The following is a 19,507-nucleotide window of genomic DNA, read 5'->3' as shown; positions in this document are numbered from 1 at the left end:
GGTTCAGCCCTTGCTTTATTCTACTTACTTTTTAGGTACTTTCGTTCAGATTGGTGTTTTTATTCAGATTAAGAACACGTCTTAGTTCACCTAATTATTAGTTCACTATCCCTGTCGTAAAGGTAAAGCTTTCACGCTCGATAGTTTTATTATCCACTAAAATATCAAAGCTGACACGGTAGTCACTGTTGCCATGTAAACCGCAGTTTTTGCCTTTTTTACTGGCAATCTGGCAGCTTTTTAAATTATCAGTGATTGGTAATATAAAAGCTTCGTTTGCTGGTAATGCATTTGCCGTATTTTTATGGGGATCTTGGCGATAGTCTAGCAGCTCAATCGGTACATTGATATTTCGCTGGATATCATGGAATGTCACATTGCTGATATCAATCGTTTGAGCAGATGGCATATTGATATAAATAGGTTGTCCGATAGGATCCACTCGCAAGTCACGCCCTGTATGCTTGACAGGATCTGGCGTCTCATTATATAGCGCGGTTACTGTATCCGTTACGCCTTCACATGGATAAGTAAATACGCCTTTAACCGTATTATCTTTAGTCGCTTGGGTCGCTGCTGCATGGTTGACCAAGACATAACCTTGGTTATTCGCTGCCTCTTTATTGTATGGCTTATAGATAACCACGCCAGTACCTGTCACGCTTGCACTAGGCATCATTAATGAACGCAAATGGTAAGGTGCTGCCAGCAAGGACTTTGCCATCGAGCCTGCCACAACATCTGAGCGAATAAGATTGCTTGCTGAACTATAGTAGATAGATTGGGCGATATTCTCAGTCACACCATATCGTACATTTGGATAGTCTGCGTTTGATAAGCGATCGGTAAAACTGAGCCCACCAAAAAATGGATTATTGCTACTGGTAACGCCCGAAATATCTGCAATCTTATTTTCGTAATGCGCGCTGAATGCGGTCGGTGAGCTATTGGCAAAGACGTATTTAATATAATTTGCATGTTTAATGGCAACATCATCAAGCGCGGTATCAACAGATAAGCCGCTCAGACCACAGCTGGTACGTGCCAAACTGAACTTATTGTTGGCAATTAATGCAGCCTTTACCTCATTAGTAGCAGTAGTGCTATCAGGTTGGTCGCCAACATTATCGCTTGAATTGTCACTTGTATTACCATTGGGCTGATCGTTTGGCTCGATAGCAGGTGGGTTCGGGCTTGGCGCATTGGTATTAGAGCTGCTATCAGAGCCACCACCGCCCCCACCACAAGCCGTTATAAATACTGTCAAAAAAAGCACTGCAGCAAGATTTTTTTGTGGCGTACTGATTAATAGCGTACTGAGCGTCATTTTTTATCCTATAGAATAGTAGCACGTATATAAGTCAATAAAAGCTAGCGTTAAGTATGCGGACATAAGCTAAGTAGACTTAAGCTGCTAGGGCGTGTTGAACATTCACAAATGGGCACTGCTGATAGCTAAAATTGTTCCAGACAAGGCGCAAGTCGACGATAATGTTAATACCTTAGCTAGAATTGCAACGCAGTATGGGGCAGTTTTAGTATCAGCCCCGATATTAACAGAAGGGGACAGGACTCTTTTTTGCCGCTTCATTGTTAAAAAGAGACGCTTAGAATGACTAAACTTACTATTTTTAACGTCGAATCGCCTGCAAAATAGCCTCTGTCAGTGCCATGGTCGAATGTTCGACACGCCCTAACATCACAGTATTGAATTTATTTGTAATGGCATTGTAATACAGTCCAAAAATTTTTACTTGGTGTTTGTTGAAGACTGATACGTTCATTACGGACTGTCTTATTTTTAGCCATGACTATTTTTGCTTAGGCTATTTTAAAGAAGCACGCTCAGTTTAACGTTTATTTTTAAGTGCTTTCTTCTTAAGTGATTTGTTCTTAAGTGGCTTTCTCTAATGACTTTCTGACTGGTGCAAAACTACGTCTATGCGCAGATAATACGCCGTATTTTTCGATCGCCTCCATGTGTGCACGTGTTGGATAGCCTTTATGTTTGGCGATACCGTATTCTGGATGCTTGGCATCAAGCGCATACATGGCTTTGTCACGACTGACTTTAGCCAATATACTGGCGGCAGCAATGCTGGTATGACGCGCATCGCCCTTTACCCACGCTTGGCAATCGATAGTCGATTTTTCTATACCCAGTTCAGCGAGCATTGCCTCATTTAATTCAGGGCAGCGATTACCATCGAACAAAACTTCGACCTGCCTCATAGAGTTGACAAGATGATGAGCAATGGCTTTTAACAATACTTCGGTACATAAGCGCATACCGAGCATCGTCGCTTGCAAGATATTGACTTGATCGATGACCGCTGCTGGGATCTCGGCGACAACATAACCAATAGCATGCTGTTGAACCAATGGATAAAGTCGGTCACGCTTCTTTTCACTCAGCTGCTTGGAGTCGGTCAAGATAGATAATGGCGTGTCCTTTAATGGCTGCATCTCAATCAATCCTGACCAGGTTTTAGGCAATATCGCAGCAGCCACATTGACGCTACCGAGTAACGGCCCACGTCCTGCCTCATCAACGCCCATTTGTAGCGTTGACTGCTGTAAGCCTTGCTCCACCTTGATCGGATACTGAACAAGTAGCTCACCAATATCTACCTGACCCGATAAACGAATAGGCTCAACCAGCTGTAGATATTGACCTTTGATATCAATTTGCTCAATACTTACTTCGATCGGGGTGACAGAGTTGTGGGTTTGGTACTGGTTACTCATAGGGGCGCGGTATCTTTGTTATTAGGTATCATTGTAATTAATAGAAGAAGAAATGATCGCAATCAATAATGGCTTAAATCCGATGTTTCGCTTGGATAAACCATTGCTCAATCACACTATTAGCAGGATCATGATTACTCTGCTGTTGTAATAAGTGCTTGGTGGCGACGATATCTTTTAATTGCTCAGCATAGGCACGCGGTTGTAGTAGCCGCATGACCGTACGACAGATATTGTCGCCACTCGCCTGCTCTTGGATCAACTCAGGAACGATTGCAGTATCAGCCAAAATATTGGGCAGCGCCACATAAGGCACTTTGACTAAGCGTTTGGCAATCTGATAGGTGAGCTTATTTAATTGATAAACCACCACCATCGGTCGCTCTAACAGCATCGCCTCTAGCGTTGCAGTGCCAGATGCTAGCATTACAATATCTGAGGCTGCCATCGCTTGTTGACTAAAGGCTGGCTGGCTATCATCATAGACCACCACGATGGCAGCACGTAGTTGCTCTGAGCGCTGGTCAATAACATCTTGGACGATATATTGGTGATTCTGGTCGACGGTCGGAATGATAAAGCACAGCTTGGGGTCAAGCAATATTAACTTTTGAATACCATCTAACATCAATGGCAAAATAGCCGTGATTTCACCGCGACGAGAGCCTGGCATCACACAAATAAGCTGGCTGACATCGTCAAATCGTTCAATAAAAAACTGCTGCAAGCCATCGTTGTGCCAAACCAGCTCACTACGGCGCTGATTGATCGGTGTCTCTAATAATGTTTGATCGATCGTACGCAACAGTGGATGACCAACACATATTGCTGGATGATTATGACGCTCATAAACGGACAGCTCAAAGGGGAACAAACACAACACAAGGTCGGTCGCTGCTTTAATATTATGAATACGTGACTCACGCCATGCCCAAATAGAAGGGCTCACATACTGCACGCAGAATACGCCTTGCGGTTTTAACTTTTTAGCCACTCTAAGATTAAAATCAGGCGCATCAATGCCAATAAACCAATCAATATCAGCGGTTTTAAATGCGCTCAGTAATTCACGGCGAGCTTTAAGCAGGTCAGGCAATTGCGCCATAACTTCTACCAAACCCATCACCGCCAAACGCTCTAACGGAAAAATGCTTTGCAGCCCTTGCGCTTGCATCTTTGTACCACCAACACCGACCCACACAATATCACCACGTAGATTATTCATCTGCTGCATGAAGTCTGCGCCCAAGCTATCCCCTGACACTTCACCTGCGATGATACCGATGACCAATGGCACAGTCTGTAATTCAGCACTTCGAATTTCAGTCTCTGTTTGGTCTATAAGGTTATGATATTGATCAGGCGTAGCAGAATCTGTCATGACAAGCTCTCGATATTAAAAAATACAATAAATGCATATAAAATAAATGAATGATTATTATAAAATACGACGCATAAAATCTGCGCGAAAGCTCTGTGATACCTAAGCATTCGCCATACTCACTATTTTATCGTCATACCTTTTATATTGTCATCATACGTGACGATGATACAAATAGCTAAATTAGCTGATAAAAGCCAGAAATAACTACTTAACGGGTTAATTCGTTTTTCTATACGGACAGATAAATTGAGTAACAATCTTGCTTGTTGAAGCGCTCATATACGATTAACGCTGAACAAGTATAACTAAGTTTTGGTTTCCTCATTCCAGTTATCAGTCAATTAACTGCGCGACTGCCCTTGTCAACCAACACTTTTGTCCGCATAATGAAACTCCCTATAAATCAGCTAGACGATATATAACCATGACAACATCAGTTACCCATAATGCAGATATTGACGACGTGAATATTGAAAAGTTCATTCCTTTGATCACTCCCGCTGAGCTAAAAACTGAGCTACCTTTATCAGATGCAGCCTATAAAACCGTATTAAACGGTCGTAATACCATCCAAAACATCTTGGATGGTAAAGACAAGCGCCTCTTTGTGGTCATCGGCCCCTGCTCTATTCATGATATCAAAGCCGCTCACGAATATGCCGATCGTTTGGCCATATTAGCAAAAGAAATCGAAGATAGCGTGTTCGTTGTGATGCGCGTATATTTTGAAAAGCCACGCACAACCGTTGGCTGGAAAGGCATGATTAATGACCCTGATATGAACGACAGCTTCGATATTGAAAAAGGTCTGCGTACTGCCCGTAAGCTACTGCTCGATTTGAATGAAAAAGGTCTTCCTTGCGCCACTGAAGCTTTAGACCCCAATACGCCGCAATACATGCAGGATTTGATCAGCTGGTCAGCGATTGGCGCACGTACCACTGAGAGCCAAACGCATCGTGAAATGAGTTCAGGCTTATCGTGCCCAGTAGGTTTCAAGAATGGAACAGACGGCGGCATGACGGTCGCTGTTAACGCAATGCAAGCCGTGAAAGAAGGTCATAGCTTCTTGGGTTTATCAGCAGATGGCAAAGTCTCAATTATCAAGTCTAAAGGCAACCCTTACGCGCACGTGGTACTCCGCGGTGGTAACGGCAAGCCCAACTATGACGAAACTGCGGTTGCACAAGTGGAAAACGAGCTGGCAAAAGGCAAAACCAATAGCAAGATTATGATTGACTCAAGCCATGCCAACTCAGGTAAAGACCCATATCTACAGCCGATGGTCATCCAAAACGTTGCAGAGCAAATTCAAAACGGTAATAAATCAATTATCGGCATGATGATTGAGAGTCATCTAAAGGGAGGCAATCAAAAATTGACGGCTGACTTAAGTCAGCTCGAATATGGCAAATCTATCACTGACGGTTGCTTAGATTGGGAGAGTACGGTCACTGCCCTATATAATCTACGTGATATGGTTAAAGACGTTTTGCCTAACCGTTAATATTGACAGCCCCTCATCAAAAAGCCCGTCTGACATGATATGTCAGACGGGCTTTTTTGTACGCTTTAACTTATTAGATTATCACGTTTAACTTTTCAACGTAACTGATAAAATATTACGCTTTATATATTTGCCGCACCTAAAACACTGTTTAGACTTTCAAGTACATGCTTAGAAGAGGCCTGCTTTTGCAACTCAATCAACCGCTCATGCGCCATTTGACGACGTGGCTCAGCCAAGGTATTCCAACGCGCTAGCACTTGCAATAAGCGCGACGCCAAAACAGGATTGGCATCATCCAACTTTTTAATCACACCAATATAAAGCTCTAACCCTTCTGCCGTCCATAAAGCCGTTGGCTGCGAGGTAAAGGCACTGACCACTGAGCGTACACGATTGGGCGTATTCCAATCAAAATCTGCGTGAGCGATCAAGGATTGGATAGTATCAGCGGTCACAGTATCAGCAGACGCCTGCACACTAAACCATAAATCGATGACCAAATCATTATTTTGGAAGCGATTATAAAAGTCCGCCAAATACTCATCAGCATTTAGCAGTTGATGATTGACCATCGCTTTCAACGCGCCGAAACGCTCCGTCATACAGCTTGCATCATCATACTGCTGCTGCGCCCATTCACCTGCGCCATCGACATTCGCGGTCAGCGCCATATCGAGCACCACATTACGCAAGGCACGGGTGCCACGAGCCTCGGCACTATCTTCATAAGACTGCATTGGTAGCTGCTCATAAAGCTCAGCCCATTGATCTTTTAGCGCCTCTGCAAGCTGCTGATACAAGTCGTCGCGCTGCGCTTTCACCAATGCTGGATCGTAATCCTTATGAATAGCAGACGCCAGCTCTTGCGCTGATGGAATATCAAGCAAGCGGGCAGCCAACATCGCATCCTTAGCCGCGAGCACAGGCAATGTCTGCGCTAGTGCTTGCAGATAGATGTCAGGACTGCTCTTCTCGCCTTGACCTTGCAGCAAGATACGATTGACCAGCATCTGCGTCACTTGCCAGCGGTTAAAACCATTGGTTTCATGTTTGAGCAAAAATGCCAAATCTGCATCTTGATAATCATAATTGAGCTGTACTGGCGCACTAAAATCACGTAGCAAAGATACAACAGGCTCACGCGCTACATGTTCAAAGGTAAAGGTTTGCGTGGCTTGATCGAGTAGCAGCATACGCTCAGCCACAATGTCACTACTTTCTTTATCAAATAGCGCAGTCGCGACCGGAATAGGCAAAGGTTTTGGCTCAGCAAAGCCACTGACATGACGGGTTTGCTGACTTAACGTAACCGTCAGTGTCTGCGCTGCATGGTCATAATATTGATGACCAGACACCATTGGTGTGCCCGGCTGACGATACCAGTCGATAAAGCTTTCAATCTTACTATCCGTGATGCTAAGCGCAGATAAAAAGTCCTCAACCGTCACCGCTTGCCCATCATAACGACGGAAATACTCATCCGTGCCTTTACGAAAATTCTCGGCTCCTAACGTATTGGCAATCATGCGCACGATTTCAGCGCCTTTCTCATAAACAGTCGTCGTATAAAAATTATTAATCTCAACGAAACTTTCAGGGCGTACCGGGTGCGCCAGTGGTCCTGCATCCTCCGCAAACTGATGAGCACGCAAGGTCGCCACATCATCGATACGCTGTACGGCACTCGACTGCTGATCCGCTGAGAATGATTGATCGCGGTAAACAGTAAAACCTTCTTTTAAGCACAATTGGAACCAATCACGACAAGTGATGCGATTGCCTGTCCAGTTATGAAAATACTCATGGGCAATGATGGCTTTCACACTAAAGCTACGCGCATCCGTTGTCGTCTCAGGACTGGATAACACACAAGCGGTATTAAAAATATTCAGACCTTTGTTTTCCATTGCGCCCATATTAAATTGACTCACGGCAACAATCATATAGCGATCTAAATCGTAGGCGCGACCATAATTGACCTCATCCCATTTCATCGAATCCTTCAACGCTTGCATACCGACATCACATTTATCGATGTCAGCGGACTTTGCGTATATTTCCAGCAACACCTCACGACCTTCGCTAGTGGTATAAGAATCCGTTAATACGTCTAAATCAGCGACAACGCAGGCAAATAGATAGCTTGGCTTATTGGTTGGATCATGCCATATCGCATAATGACGGTCTGGGGCATCTGCCACCTCACCTGCTTCAACCAAGTTACCATTGGCCAATAGTATTGGATAACGCTTATCCGCCTCAAGACGCGTGGTAAATATCGCCAATACATCGGGGCGGTCTGGATAAAAAGTGATTTTACGAAAACCTTCCGGCTCGCACTGGGTGACAAACATCGTCTCATCACCACTGCCCGCCATATAGAACCCTTCAAGTGCGGTATTGGTCTGCGGACAGATACGTACTTGAATTTCTAAAACAACCACATCAGGTGCATTAGCAATCGTCAACGTGCCTGCTTGTTCTTGATAGTCCTCAGCCGTCAATGGCTTACCATTCATCGTAATGGCGATCAGTTCCAACTCCTCACCGAACAATACGAGATCTCCTGCTGTTTGACGTACCATCTTCAGAGTGCTGTCTACCTGTGCATGATTTTCGAACAGTTTAATATCTAAATCAACCGTTTCCACATCAAAGCTAGGTTTCTGGTAATCTTTTAAATTAATTTTACTTGGTGCATGCGGTGGCACATCTGGCATATCAGGATTAATGATTTGAGCATCAGTTTCTGCAATAGACATGGGTATTCCTATTATTATTTATGGCAAAAAATATATATGGTAAAAAGCGGGATAATTTAGGTTAAGGCAGGTCATCAATTAGCATAATCTTATGACCATTAACATGATAATGGTATCTTGCTACATTGACCTAAACTGCCAAATTTCAAGAGCAGGTCCCAATTTTATTATGTCCATCGTCCATGACACTTATCAAAATGCGATAGCAATGAGAGAGTCGATATATCAAAAGAATAAGAGAGTCGACATATTAAAAGAGCAGCATAATCAGCATCAATCACCCATTGGATAATCGCGATTAAAATGATTTAATAGGGTCACTGATGACCAACACTCGATAAACGGCCTATTATATGATAAAGCAAACCGACAGTCGCTCAGACATTACGTTACCATTACTGATAGATTACGTTGAGGCTCTTTTGCCCTCACTAACCATACAAGCGAACGCATCCACAACGATTGAATCTACTAATAATGACACTGAGTTGCTGTGGGTCGTCCCAGATCAAAATGCGCGGTTAGCATTAAAGACACTGCTAAAAAATACCCGCTCACCACAAATATCGACATTATTAGAGCTCAATCAACGACAATTACCTGAACGTTATGAGCTCGCCTGTTTTTGGTTGCCCACACTCTCACCAGAGTTTCTGCAGCAGTATATTCCGCTGCTCATGCGCTATCGAGATCTTTATGCGGCACACCTGCTAATCGCCCTTGATGACACCCTAGATCTAAAAGCTTATGGCTTTACCCCATTTGATATCTTGAATGAACCATCTTTAGAGATGAATACTACTGACAAATCAGAGCAGCCTTCATCTGTAAAGTCATCAGCGTCCGCTAGACTTTGGCAGTTCAATTTATATGACTATAAACAGCTGCCAAATTGGTTAAATGCGGATTATTGGGCCAATCCTGAAAATTGGGGCAAGCACCGCTGGTAGTAGATCTCATATCTATCTGTAAATTCTAGCATTATTTACAGTAATACTACTTACATAAAGTAACATTTAGTATATGATAGATAGCAATTGCCTAAGTTTTATCGTAAGCAGTTCAAAAAAAACAATTTTAATTAATTAAAATTTTAGGAGCTCATTATGTCAACCAGTTTTTCTAAGATCGCAGTCCTCGCTGTATTATCAAGCGCTGTGGCACTAACCACAGGTTGTGCGACCAAACGTGCTACCTCTGAAGTCGTGGTTGCCCCACTAGGTATCCCAGGTGGTCAAGTTGGATACACTGGCGCAGTCATCGTAGATAACTCAAGCGCGGTTATTATGGGCGCTGAAAACCTACAGGCGGTTGTTTACTTTGCTTTTGATAGCAGTGAAATCACTTCACAAGCAGCGAGCATTCTTAATCAACATGCCAGCTTGCTAAACTCAAACCCAGCAGCCAGCGTTGTTATCGCAGGTAATACTGATGATCGCGGTAGCCGTGAATACAACATGGCACTAGGTGAGCGCCGTGCTGCAGCAGCACGTGATTACCTTGCTACTCAAGGCGTCGCAGTAAACAATATCCGCGTCATCAGCTATGGTGAAGAGCGCCCTGCTGCCGCTGGTAATACTGAAGAAGCCTACGCACTAAATCGCCGTGCTGAATTGTCTTACTAACACCAGTAAAACCAATCACAGTCGATAAAGCTCAACATATTTTATAATTGAAAGCCCAGCAATAATATATCGCTGGGCTTTTTGCATGTTACTAAGCGAACCAATCCAATAGATGTAATCAATGATGCCAAGCTCTATCTTAAACCTGACCCATGTACAATATACCCAGCTCGATCCTGCAACGTGGTGCGCCACTGCACAAGTGAGCGAGTGTTCATCCCTCAACTTTAAAAGACTGTGGGATGAATTACTGTGGTCATCCGCTAACAATTTATCGCAAGTAGATTTTCAGAAAATTTACGAGCTTAATTGGCATTATTGCCTGTCACCAGTAAGTTCATCAACACGTGAAATGGCGCAGCATCAACGTCAACTACAACGTAAGGGCGTTCGATTATTGCTACAACAATTACTGGATGAGCTAAAGTTGCGCGATACTTTGGATGAGTCAAATTTCCCGTACCGGCTTAGCAGCAGTGAATATTACGTATGCTTTAGTCATACAGGCAGCAAGAATCATGATATGAATCAAAATACTGTTCAGACAATCAATAAATCATTGAACAGTAAAGTAACAGTGGTCATTAGTCGTCACCGTCCCATTGGTATTGATATTGAAACCAATCATGTAGCATGGCGCGTGGCACAGCGGTTTTATTCTGAGCATGAAATGGCTGCTTTACAAGCATTATTCCCACTTCAGCGTAAGATTATCGCTAAATTACTGTGGCAAATAAAAGAAAGTTTTATCAAAATTCATCAATACAAACTGGCACAAGGGTTAGGAGTAGATTACTCCTACCTGATTGCTGATTTGATTCATGCCATTAGAGAACCGTCATCTTTAATGGTCATAGCAGACATTAAGTCCGATTACCGTATCGCGGTATTGTCAGCGCAACAAACCATCGTTATTTTCTAGACCATTTATACCTGTTATTCATTCTAACAACTACCCTTTCACAGACAAAAAAAAACGACCCTAAAAAGGATCGTTTTTTCTTACTATTCTTCTAATAATAGTACTTAAACTGTGATTAGATTAGAAACGGTAAGTTGCACCAAGCTTAACAATTGGCATCCACTCTAACCAATCTTTATCTTCTAGCTCACGCTCAGCAGCTTTAGCAACATCATCAGCGTCAACCTTCGTAACTCCGTTTACAGTAGTAGCTGTAACCTGTTTACCTGAATTACTTGAAACAACAGTAGCATCAGTAGTACCCATGTATGCCGCACCAATCTCACCAAACAAACCGAAGTTGTTAGTAATGTTAGGACGGAAACCGATAGTACCATAAGGTGCTAGCTTGTTACGATGCTTCATAGTACCTGATAAAGTACCAGTCTCTTTAGCATTATAGTCAACATTATCGATTCTGAAGTTAGGACCTTCAGCATTAGCACGCACATCAATATCGTTGTCAGGTACGATGATACCAGCACCCATTGTGAACCAGTTACCAGTAGGACGTAATTGCACACCTAGGTATGGGTTGCTGAAGTCAGCATCAACGTCATAGTTTACGTCGTTTGCGTCAAAGTCACCGCCGAATAGGTCAGCAACATCGCCGCCTGCCCAACCAGCTTGTAATTCAGTTTTCTCATTTAGTGACCAACCGATGTTAGCACCATAACCTAGTGTACCAACTTCAGCGCTAACAGAAGCTGGGTTGATAGCAGTTTGGAAGAAAGTCTTAGTACCACCAACAACAGCACCAGTAGTGTTGCGAACAATACCAGCGTCAGCATTGTATGCATAAGCAACAGGCTCAGCTTCATATGCAACAGCAACAGGCTCAGCTTCGTAAACAACTGCATCGTTACCATCAACAACGATAACAGGTTCAGCAGCTAGTGCCGCAGTTGACGCTAAAACGGCAGCAGAAATTGCTGTTAATTTAATAAGTCTCATAAATACTCTCCTAAAGTGTGGAATAAGTCGCCCATAAAAAATGACAATTTAGCTTTTTTTAAATCGATCATTTTGTTGAGCAGATTAAAACAATTTTGGCCGGAAAAGTCACCCCTCTAGGAGCGCTTTTTATTTGCCGTTATGTAAAGATTGCATAGATATTGTAATAATTACTACACCAATCCGCAAAACTTCGACTTTCTGTTACACAATGCTCTTAAAGTAACTCAGCAGCGCAAACATGAATATTGGTTAGCTTAATCTTCATGTAAGGATATTACAAAATATGTCATTATAATGACCTACCTCTTTATTTAACTCAATGACAGTTATATAGCTTATTACTACAGTTTGTTGTATTTTGTGAGATGGTGTAGTAATTATTGCTTTTAGAAAACTTTTCAGAAAAATAAAGCATTAGCATAAATTTTCAATATTGTATGACTGTGTAACGTTAGTATTGATACATTTAGTATTGGCATATAGAGTAACTAGATCTTGTCTAGGCTTGATATTATGCTAAATTAGAGGTTAGGGAAAATGTGTCGCAAGGCTGCGTATTTACTTTTATCTGTTAATGCCTTGTTGTATTTCCTACTGTATTCTTTTTATTCTTATTGAGCCACTCATATGCCTAAAGTATCGTCGATTACCCGTGTGTTAGAGATTATCGAGGCGGTGTCCTATGCCTCAAAACCGCTCTCGCCACTTGAGCTATCGCAAGAGCTTGATATTCCCAAGCCGACCATTCATCGATTGATTCAAAATCTGCTCGATGAAGGGTTTGTGACTGTGGATATTGGCGGCGGTATTATACCGGGCAAGCGAGTACGCAACTTGGGTGTTGAGCTTTGGCAGCAGCGATTGTTCTTTAATGAGCGACAAATGATTTTGCAAAAGCTGGTTGATGAGCTAAAAGAGACCTGCGGGATCGGTGTGCCTTATCAGATGAACATGATCTATACCAACCGTGCAAATACGACATTGCCGATACAGATTTATTTGCCAGTGGGCGCAAAGTCGCCCATGTGGTGTACAGCGACTGGCAAGCTGTACTTAAGTCAGTTGCCGCGCACAAGCCGCGACAAAATACTGCAAAACCTGTCATTGGATAAGTTTACCAAAAATACGATTACCGATATCGATGCGCTAAACGCTGAGCTTGATCGTATCGCTGAAACAGGTATTGGTATCGATAATGAAGAGTTTATCTCTGAGATGGTGGCAATCGCCGTACCGATACGGGATAGAAAGTCGCGCTACCTTGCCTCGCTGTATCTGCATGCACCGACCATAAGAGTGTCTTTAGATGATCTCTTAACCCATGTCCCACGACTGCAAAAAGCAGCGAAAGATATTCAGTCTCTCGTCTATGACCTACCCAGCTAGATGATGCAATATAAGCAAAAAAAAGGTCTGCATTAAGATACTAATGCAGACCTTTTTCATAGGTACTTTGATAATTTAAGTCAATACAGAGCTGTCGTGTCGCGCCATAATGCTTGAAAAATCTCTATCGCCGTTCTCGACAGTATGTGCAGCATAAAGCTCTGTCGCTTTAGCGCCCATCGGTGTCTCTACCTGAGTATCTTCAGCGGTCTGCATGGCAAGGTTAAGGTCTTTTTGCATTAGCTTACTCATAAAGCCGCCTTGATAGCCATTGCTAGAGGGGACATTTTCCATCACTTGCGGATAAGGATTGTAGACTTCTAACGTCCAGTTACGACCTGAGCTTTGCAGCATAATATCTGATAGCACTTTAGGGTCCAGACCGTTTTTGACGCCCAGATTAATTGCTTCTGCCGTTCCTGCCATGAGAATGCCTAACAGCATGTTATTACAGATTTTTGCGACTTGTCCGGCACCATGCTCGCCTGCATGAAAGATATTTTTGCCCATTACAGCCAGTATCGGCTCAGCTTTGGCAAAGGCATCAGTGCTGCCACCGACGATAAAGGTTAACGTACCAGCGATAGCACCGCCCGTACCACCGGAGACTGGAGCATCTAAGAAGTCTATGCCAAGCTTGCTTGCCGCCTCCGCCACTGTTCTTGCATCAGCCGCTGCAATGGTACTGCTGTCAATCACCAATGTGCCCTGTGGTAACTCTGCAAGTAGACCGTCAGCGCCATTATCTCCTAAATAGACAGAATGGACGTGCTTGCCAGCAGGTAACATACTGATGATCACTTGGGCGTTTTGGACAGCATCTTTAGGGCTATCAGCTACACTGGCGCCCGCTTGTTGCAAACGCGCCGTTGCCTCTGCAGATAAATCATAAACCGATAGCGTATAACCTGCCTTTAACAAGTTTTCAGCCATTGGTGCGCCCATATTACCAAGTCCGATAAAAGCAATATTTGGCTTAGTAGTATCGTTATCGGTGGCATTTACATCCTTTGTATTCATCTCATCATTCCTTGATGGTTAGTATTAATCATGCGCGCAGGCGTTGCTACACATATAGCTGTAAACTATTTAATTGAGTGTAATTTTAATTTGATGTCTATATTGAATTGATAAATTCAATTTTTAACGCACAGACTGACTGCCTAAAGCCTTATCACCCAACCAATCGCCTAACGGATGCTCATCTGTAGCATAAGGGTTCACAAAGTGCTGCTGTATGTACGCCTGCCCTTCGCTACTTAGGCAGTCTGCTAGTGAACGCGACCATTGTGGATTACGATCTTTATCAATGAGCAGCGCACGTACCCCTTCTTTAAAGTCAGGATTGGCGGCACAATGTACGGCTACATTGGCTTCTAAATACAGAACTTGCTCTAGCGATAAGTCAGTGACTTTATAATAAAGCGCATAAGTTAAAGCAGCAGTAACTGGACAGCCATGGCGATAAGTATCTACTGCTCGCTGCGTCCAGCTATCATTGGCAAACTCTGTATCTATGTTTTCGAGTGCTGCATCACTTTGTAATAAAGCATCGATATCACCCAGTCCGCCGCTGTTCATCAACTGCTGGATAGGTTGCCAGTATGTCGCAAGCTTACTTGGCGGTAACTCGGCAACGGGCTGCGCGGCTAGTGCACGGCTAACAATACTATGGGCGCTATCGTTGTAGAATTTATCTGTGCTGTCAGCTAGCGATTGCCAATTACTCTGTTTTAAACCTTGTATGACGGCATCATAATCACTACTGGCAACGGCATACTCTGCAAGATTGGCTAATAGCGCATCACTGCCATTACACATCGCACCCGTTAGCCCTAAAAACAAGCCCGTCTTAGCTGGCATACGCTGCAAAAACCAACTGCCAGAAGCATCAGGGAACAGCCCAATAGTCACTTCTGGCATGGCAAATCGCGTGCGCTCTGTGACCAAGCGGTGACTACAACCTGCCATCAAGCCCATGCCGCCACCCATAATAATGCCGTCACCCCAGAGTATTAGTGGTTTGGAATAAAAGTGCATTTGCCGATAAAGACGATATTCATGACCAAAAAATTCTGTCGCATAAGGATTCGGTAGCGGTGCATCAATAGACATACTGTCATAAAGCTTACGAATATCACCGCCAGCACAAAATGCCTTATCGCCTGCGCCTTTTAATACCAATGCTACTATCCGATCGTCATTTTGCCACTGCTCTAGCTGCTGGGCTAATAACTGACACATCTCAACGCTAAGGGCATTAAGTGATTTGGGTGTGTTTAACGTCATTATTCCAATCAGGTGACCACAATCTGTCGGCTCGGTGCTGAATAGTACAGGCGCTTCTGGTTTGCCTTCTATAGCTGTTGTCATAAAGGTGACCTACAAATATTAAAAGAAAAAATAGTATCATTAAGTTTGATTTTATGGCGTTTATTTATTTTTCCAAATGGGCTTACGCTTCTCTAAAAATGCTTGCACGCCTTCACGCTGATCTTTGGTATCAAATAATTTAACAAAGGCTTCGCGCTCATGGATAAGGTTTTGCGCAGGCGGTGTGTGTCTTGCTGCTTGAATAAGTGCTTTGGAATAGCTAACGGCAACTGGTGATTGCTTAGCGACTTTTTGCGCTAGTGCTTGTGCTGCTAATAAACCGTCACCTTTTGCAGTGACTTCTTCGACTAAGCCAATGCGTAGTGCAGTCTGGGCATCGACACGCTCACCGCATAATATCATACGCTTTGCCCAGCCTTCACCTACTAAAGCTGTTAGATTTTGCGTACCACCAGCACACGGCAATAAGCCCACACCAGTCTCAGGCAATGCCATTTGCGCATGCGCTTCTGCGATACGGATATCGCAAGCGAGTGCGCACTCAAGACCACCGCCCATCGCATAGCCATTGATGACCGCGATGCTCACGCCGCGATAGGCTGACAGTGCCTCGAACGCTTCACCAAAGGCTATCGCCATACTGATCGCACGACCTTTATCACCATCTGCAAAATTATTTAAATCGGCACCTGCTGAAAAGAACTTTTCGCCATTGCCATGAACAATTAGTGAATATACCTCATCATTGGTATTGAGATCAGTGACCAGCTGCTTAAGCGCCTTGAGACTATCCATCGTCCACGTATGAGCAGGTGGGTTATTTAGGGTTAGCGTTGCAATATGACCATCAATCGATAGTTTTAAGTTGGTATAATCCGTCATGAAATATCCTTGTTATAATTTTTATAAAATTGCTTTATCCATACATTCGAATAGGCAAACTATCTATTTATATAAAATGATTAGCGTAACTGGCTTAGCGTATCGTCTTGTAGCAGCTGGCGTGAGACAATCACGCGCATAATCTCATTGGTACCTTCTAAAATCTGATGCACACGCAAATCTCGCACATGACGTTCAAGCGGATACTCATTAAGATAACCGTAGCCACCGTGTAGTTGCAGAGCTTCATTGGCAACATCGAAACACAAGTCAGTAGACAAACGCTTTGCCATGGCGCAATAAGTAGAGGCCTGTGCATCATTATTGTCGACTTTGCTGGCCGCTAAATACAGCATTTGCCGTGCAGTGATGGTTTGAGTCAGCATATCGGCAAGCTTAAATTGTACCGATTGTAAGCTGGCAATCGGGCTGCCAAACTGACTGCGCTCTTGTACATAATTGGTCGCTGTCTCAAGCGCCGCTTGCGCTGTTCCTACTGCACAGATACCAATATTAATCCGCCCGCCATCTAAACCTTTCATGGCAATACGAAAACCTTGACCTTCCTCACCGATGAGGTTTTCTACTGGCACTTTGACATCTTTAAAGCTAATCGTCCGCGTTGGCTGCGCTTTCCAGCCCATTTTATGCTCGTTTTTGCCGTATTCGATACCAGCACTGTCTGCATCAACGACGAATGCTGAAATCCCCTTTGGACCTGCAGCGCCCGTACGTGCCATAACCACTAACACATCAGTGGAACCTGCCCCTGAGATAAAGGTTTTTTCGCCGTTAAGAATATAATGCTCGCCTTGCTTATCGGCTTTGGTACGCAGTGATGCGGCATCAGAACCGGCATTAGGTTCCGTCAGACAATAACTGCCCAGCCATTCACCACTAACCATATTGGGCAAATATTTTTTGCACAATGCATCACTGCCAAACTCACCAATCATCCAGCCTGCCATATTATGAATACTCATATAAGCAGCGACCGCGGTATCACCCCATGCTAACTCCTCAAACACCATGGCAGAATCTAAACGCGGCAATCCCAAACCATCATAGTCAGGGTTGGTATATAACCCTAAAAATCCAAGCTCGCCTGATTTTTTAATCACATCAATCGGAAAATGCGAAGTGCGATCCCATTCAGCGGCATTGGGCTTTAGCTCTTTTTGTGCAAACTGTCTAGCAGTTTGGCGAAAGGCAATTTGGTCATCGGTCAATGAAAAATCCATGGGGTCATCCTTGTGCTGAATAGAGTGTATTAAAGCGTCAATGCAAATATAGGTGATTCAGCGTTAAATTGAAATAGTGGTATTAACCCCGCGGCTCGCCTCATCATCAAACCAGCGCGCCGTGACGGTCTTAGTTTGAGTATAGAACTGTACCGCTTGCTTACCATAAGGACCGAGATCACCAAGTTTACTGGCACGCGAGCCTGAGAATGAGAACATTGGTAATGGTACAGGAATCGGCAAGTTAATACCGATTTGGCCCACTTGGATATCTTGTTGGAACTTATGCGCAGCTGCACCTGACTGAGTAAAGATAGCCGTACCATTACCATGTGGATTGGCGTTGAGTAATTCAATCGCTTCATCTAAGCTGGCAGCACGCATGATGCACAGTACAGGTCCAAAGATTTCTTCTTTGTAAATTTGCATATCCGCAGTGACGTTATCAAAGATAGTAGGTCCTACAAAGTTGCCTTTCTCATACCCTTCAACCGTAATACCGCGACCATCAAGAATCAAGCTTGCCCCTTCTTCTACACCAGTACCAATCAAATGCTCAACACGCGCTTTTGCCGCGGGAGAAATTAGCGGACCTAAGTCTTTATCATGCTTACCAGCTGAGACGATTAAACCTTCTGCTTTGGCCTTGATATCATCAATCCATTCACCCGCAGCGCCCACTAGCACCACAACTGACAATGCCATACAACGTTGACCAGCAGCACCAAATGCAGCACCAGCTAGCTGATTTAGCGTTTGCTCTTTATTGGCATCTGGCAATATAACACCATGGTTTTTCGCGCCCATCATACACTGTGCACGTTTTCCTGATTGACTGGCACGCTCATAAACGTGTTTGCCGACGTTGGTCGAACCGACAAATGAAACTGCTTTGATATCAGGATGATCACAAATCGCATCAACGGTCGCCTTGCCACCATGTACGACGTTTAGCACACCTTCAGGTACGCCCGCTTCAACCGCTAGCTCAACCAAACGCATGGTCACCATCGGATCTTGTTCAGAAGGTTTTAGGATAAAAGTATTGCCCGTGGCAATCGCCATTGGGAACATCCACAGAGGAATCATCGCTGGGAAGTTGAACGGCGTGATACCAGCACAAACACCAAGCGGCTGCCAAATACTATAGGTATCAACGCCTGAGGCAACGTTTTCAACGAAATCGCCAATCTGTAGATTTGCAATCCCAGCAGCATGCTCAACCACTTCTAAACCACGGAATACATCACCGCGTGCATCAGCAATAGTCTTGCCCTGCTCTGCGGTCAAGATTTCTGCTAGCTCATCCATATGGTCACGAATCAGTGCCTGATATTTTAGAAAGATACGCGCACGTGTGGTAATCGGTGTTTTGCGCCACGTTTGAAAAGCGGCTTTGGCTGCTGCAACCGCCTGATTGATTTCATCGTCTGTGGTTTGCGGAACTTTGGCTATGACTTCTTGCGTGGCAGGATCGGTGATATCAATCCATTCACTGGTATTAGAATCAACAAATTGACCATTGATGAGCTGCTTGACGTGGTGCATAAGATATCCTTATCTTGTTTGCGAGACTACCCTTTAGCGGTGTCTTAATATTCAAAAAGAGAGAAAAAATGATGAGCTTTTATCGATCAAACGTAATTTATAAAATGATTTATTTCGTATCGTTATTGACTATACCAATAAACCATTTTTAGGGTCAAGCGCTTTGTCA

Annotated in this window: 16 protein-coding genes; 5 read left to right on the top strand and 11 right to left on the bottom strand. The window is 43.8% G+C overall.

Annotated features, from left to right (window positions below; all coding sequences use genetic code 11):
* Nucleotides 1–97 precede the first annotated feature (97 nt).
* The 4 genes from JFC08_RS11035 to lpxB all read right to left on the bottom strand — a co-directional run bounded on the left by JFC08_RS11035 (nt 98) and on the right by lpxB (nt 4,129).
* On the bottom strand, nt 98–1,327 hold the full coding sequence (locus JFC08_RS11035) for a CAP domain-containing protein (RefSeq protein ID WP_198330728.1): 1,230 nt from the start codon (nt 1,325–1,327) through the stop codon (nt 98–100).
* A gap of 304 nt (nt 1,328–1,631) precedes the next feature.
* Complete coding sequence (locus JFC08_RS11030; protein ID WP_193008180.1) at nt 1,632–1,784, bottom strand: hypothetical protein; 153 nt, start codon at nt 1,782–1,784, stop codon at nt 1,632–1,634.
* Between the two features lie 109 nt (nt 1,785–1,893).
* Nucleotides 1,894–2,748 carry a ribonuclease HII gene (locus JFC08_RS11025; protein WP_193008182.1) on the bottom strand — a complete coding sequence of 285 codons (855 nt, stop codon included), beginning with the start codon at nt 2,746–2,748 and terminating at the stop codon, nt 1,894–1,896.
* Between the two features lie 73 nt (nt 2,749–2,821).
* Nucleotides 2,822–4,129, bottom strand: a complete 1,308-nt coding sequence (lpxB, locus tag JFC08_RS11020; RefSeq protein WP_227697744.1) for a lipid-A-disaccharide synthase — start codon at nt 4,127–4,129, stop codon at nt 2,822–2,824.
* A gap of 427 nt (nt 4,130–4,556) precedes the next feature.
* On the opposite strand from lpxB, the gene JFC08_RS11015 reads away from it, so the two are divergent.
* Nucleotides 4,557–5,639, top strand: coding sequence for a 3-deoxy-7-phosphoheptulonate synthase (locus JFC08_RS11015; RefSeq protein WP_060491198.1), 1,083 nt, complete (start codon nt 4,557–4,559; stop codon nt 5,637–5,639).
* Nucleotides 5,640–5,761: 122 nt separating this feature from the next.
* Here the strand turns inward: JFC08_RS11015 and pepN are convergent, their stop codons facing one another.
* Entirely contained in the window at nt 5,762–8,362 is a 2,601-nt protein-coding gene (gene pepN, locus JFC08_RS11010) for an aminopeptidase N (protein WP_198330741.1), read from the bottom strand.
* Between the two features lie 395 nt (nt 8,363–8,757).
* On the opposite strand from pepN, the gene JFC08_RS11005 reads away from it, so the two are divergent.
* The 3 genes from JFC08_RS11005 (at nt 8,758) to JFC08_RS10995 (ending at nt 10,951) form a co-directional block, all read left to right on the top strand.
* The gene (locus JFC08_RS11005; RefSeq protein WP_055124945.1) at nt 8,758–9,354 is read left to right on the top strand and encodes a DUF6231 family protein; all 597 of its coding nucleotides are present in this window, start codon (nt 8,758–8,760) and stop codon (nt 9,352–9,354) included.
* A 156-nt stretch (nt 9,355–9,510) separates the two neighbouring features.
* Nucleotides 9,511–10,029 (top strand): peptidoglycan-associated lipoprotein Pal, encoded by a 519-nt coding sequence (pal, locus tag JFC08_RS11000; protein WP_198330727.1) that lies wholly within the window; start codon nt 9,511–9,513, stop codon nt 10,027–10,029.
* A 121-nt stretch (nt 10,030–10,150) separates the two neighbouring features.
* Entirely contained in the window at nt 10,151–10,951 is an 801-nt protein-coding gene (locus JFC08_RS10995) for a 4'-phosphopantetheinyl transferase superfamily protein (protein ID WP_198330726.1), read from the top strand.
* A gap of 120 nt (nt 10,952–11,071) precedes the next feature.
* Here JFC08_RS10995 and JFC08_RS10990 read toward each other — a convergent pair whose 3' ends face one another.
* Complete coding sequence (locus JFC08_RS10990) at nt 11,072–11,944, bottom strand: hypothetical protein (RefSeq protein ID WP_198330725.1); 873 nt, start codon at nt 11,942–11,944, stop codon at nt 11,072–11,074.
* A gap of 630 nt (nt 11,945–12,574) precedes the next feature.
* On the opposite strand from JFC08_RS10990, the gene JFC08_RS10985 reads away from it, so the two are divergent.
* Nucleotides 12,575–13,333 carry an IclR family transcriptional regulator gene (locus JFC08_RS10985; protein WP_045446365.1) on the top strand — a complete coding sequence of 253 codons (759 nt, stop codon included), beginning with the start codon at nt 12,575–12,577 and terminating at the stop codon, nt 13,331–13,333.
* 75 nt (nt 13,334–13,408) lie between these two features.
* Here the strand turns inward: JFC08_RS10985 and mmsB are convergent, their stop codons facing one another.
* The 5 genes from mmsB to JFC08_RS10960 all read right to left on the bottom strand — a co-directional run bounded on the left by mmsB (nt 13,409) and on the right by JFC08_RS10960 (nt 19,338).
* Nucleotides 13,409–14,353 carry a 3-hydroxyisobutyrate dehydrogenase gene (mmsB, locus tag JFC08_RS10980; RefSeq protein ID WP_198330724.1) on the bottom strand — a complete coding sequence of 315 codons (945 nt, stop codon included), beginning with the start codon at nt 14,351–14,353 and terminating at the stop codon, nt 13,409–13,411.
* 123 nt (nt 14,354–14,476) lie between these two features.
* Entirely contained in the window at nt 14,477–15,706 is a 1,230-nt protein-coding gene (locus JFC08_RS10975; protein ID WP_198330723.1) for an enoyl-CoA hydratase/isomerase family protein, read from the bottom strand.
* 60 nt (nt 15,707–15,766) lie between these two features.
* Nucleotides 15,767–16,549, bottom strand: a complete 783-nt coding sequence (locus JFC08_RS10970) for an enoyl-CoA hydratase (RefSeq protein WP_198330722.1) — start codon at nt 16,547–16,549, stop codon at nt 15,767–15,769.
* 80 nt (nt 16,550–16,629) lie between these two features.
* Entirely contained in the window at nt 16,630–17,790 is a 1,161-nt protein-coding gene (locus JFC08_RS10965; protein ID WP_198330721.1) for an acyl-CoA dehydrogenase family protein, read from the bottom strand.
* A gap of 63 nt (nt 17,791–17,853) precedes the next feature.
* A complete protein-coding gene (locus JFC08_RS10960; RefSeq protein ID WP_109590045.1) occupies nt 17,854–19,338 on the bottom strand; it encodes a CoA-acylating methylmalonate-semialdehyde dehydrogenase in 1,485 nt (494 codons plus the stop codon).
* Between the last annotated feature and the right edge of the window lie 169 nt (nt 19,339–19,507).

Origin of the sequence: Psychrobacter cibarius (genome assembly GCF_016107535.1) — a bacterium.
Lineage (GTDB): Bacteria > Pseudomonadota > Gammaproteobacteria > Pseudomonadales > Moraxellaceae > Psychrobacter > Psychrobacter cibarius.
Note: the sequence above shows the minus strand (reverse complement) of the source record. Positions and strands in the feature narration are given on the sequence as shown.

Bases quoted from the DNA above. Each gene is read 5' to 3' on its own strand.
- JFC08_RS11035 (WP_198330728.1), bottom strand. From the start codon at position 1,327: ATGACGCTCAGTACGCTATTAATCAGTACGCCACAAAAAAATCTTGCT.
- JFC08_RS11030 (WP_193008180.1), bottom strand. From the start codon at position 1,784: ATGAACGTATCAGTCTTCAACAAACACCAAGTAAAAATTTTTGGACTG.
- JFC08_RS11025 (WP_193008182.1), bottom strand. From the start codon at position 2,748: ATGAGTAACCAGTACCAAACCCACAACTCTGTCACCCCGATCGAAGTA.
- lpxB (WP_227697744.1), bottom strand. From the start codon at position 4,129: ATGACAGATTCTGCTACGCCTGATCAATATCATAACCTTATAGACCAA.
- JFC08_RS11015 (WP_060491198.1), top strand. From the start codon at position 4,557: ATGACAACATCAGTTACCCATAATGCAGATATTGACGACGTGAATATT.
- pepN (WP_198330741.1), bottom strand. From the start codon at position 8,362: ATGCCAGATGTGCCACCGCATGCACCAAGTAAAATTAATTTAAAAGAT.
- JFC08_RS11005 (WP_055124945.1), top strand. From the start codon at position 8,758: ATGATAAAGCAAACCGACAGTCGCTCAGACATTACGTTACCATTACTG.
- pal (WP_198330727.1), top strand. From the start codon at position 9,511: ATGTCAACCAGTTTTTCTAAGATCGCAGTCCTCGCTGTATTATCAAGC.
- JFC08_RS10995 (WP_198330726.1), top strand. From the start codon at position 10,151: ATGATGCCAAGCTCTATCTTAAACCTGACCCATGTACAATATACCCAG.
- JFC08_RS10990 (WP_198330725.1), bottom strand. From the start codon at position 11,944: ATGAGACTTATTAAATTAACAGCAATTTCTGCTGCCGTTTTAGCGTCA.
- JFC08_RS10985 (WP_045446365.1), top strand. From the start codon at position 12,575: ATGCCTAAAGTATCGTCGATTACCCGTGTGTTAGAGATTATCGAGGCG.
- mmsB (WP_198330724.1), bottom strand. From the start codon at position 14,353: ATGAATACAAAGGATGTAAATGCCACCGATAACGATACTACTAAGCCA.
- JFC08_RS10975 (WP_198330723.1), bottom strand. From the start codon at position 15,706: ATGACAACAGCTATAGAAGGCAAACCAGAAGCGCCTGTACTATTCAGC.
- JFC08_RS10970 (WP_198330722.1), bottom strand. From the start codon at position 16,549: ATGACGGATTATACCAACTTAAAACTATCGATTGATGGTCATATTGCA.
- JFC08_RS10965 (WP_198330721.1), bottom strand. From the start codon at position 17,790: ATGGATTTTTCATTGACCGATGACCAAATTGCCTTTCGCCAAACTGCT.
- JFC08_RS10960 (WP_109590045.1), bottom strand. From the start codon at position 19,338: ATGCACCACGTCAAGCAGCTCATCAATGGTCAATTTGTTGATTCTAAT.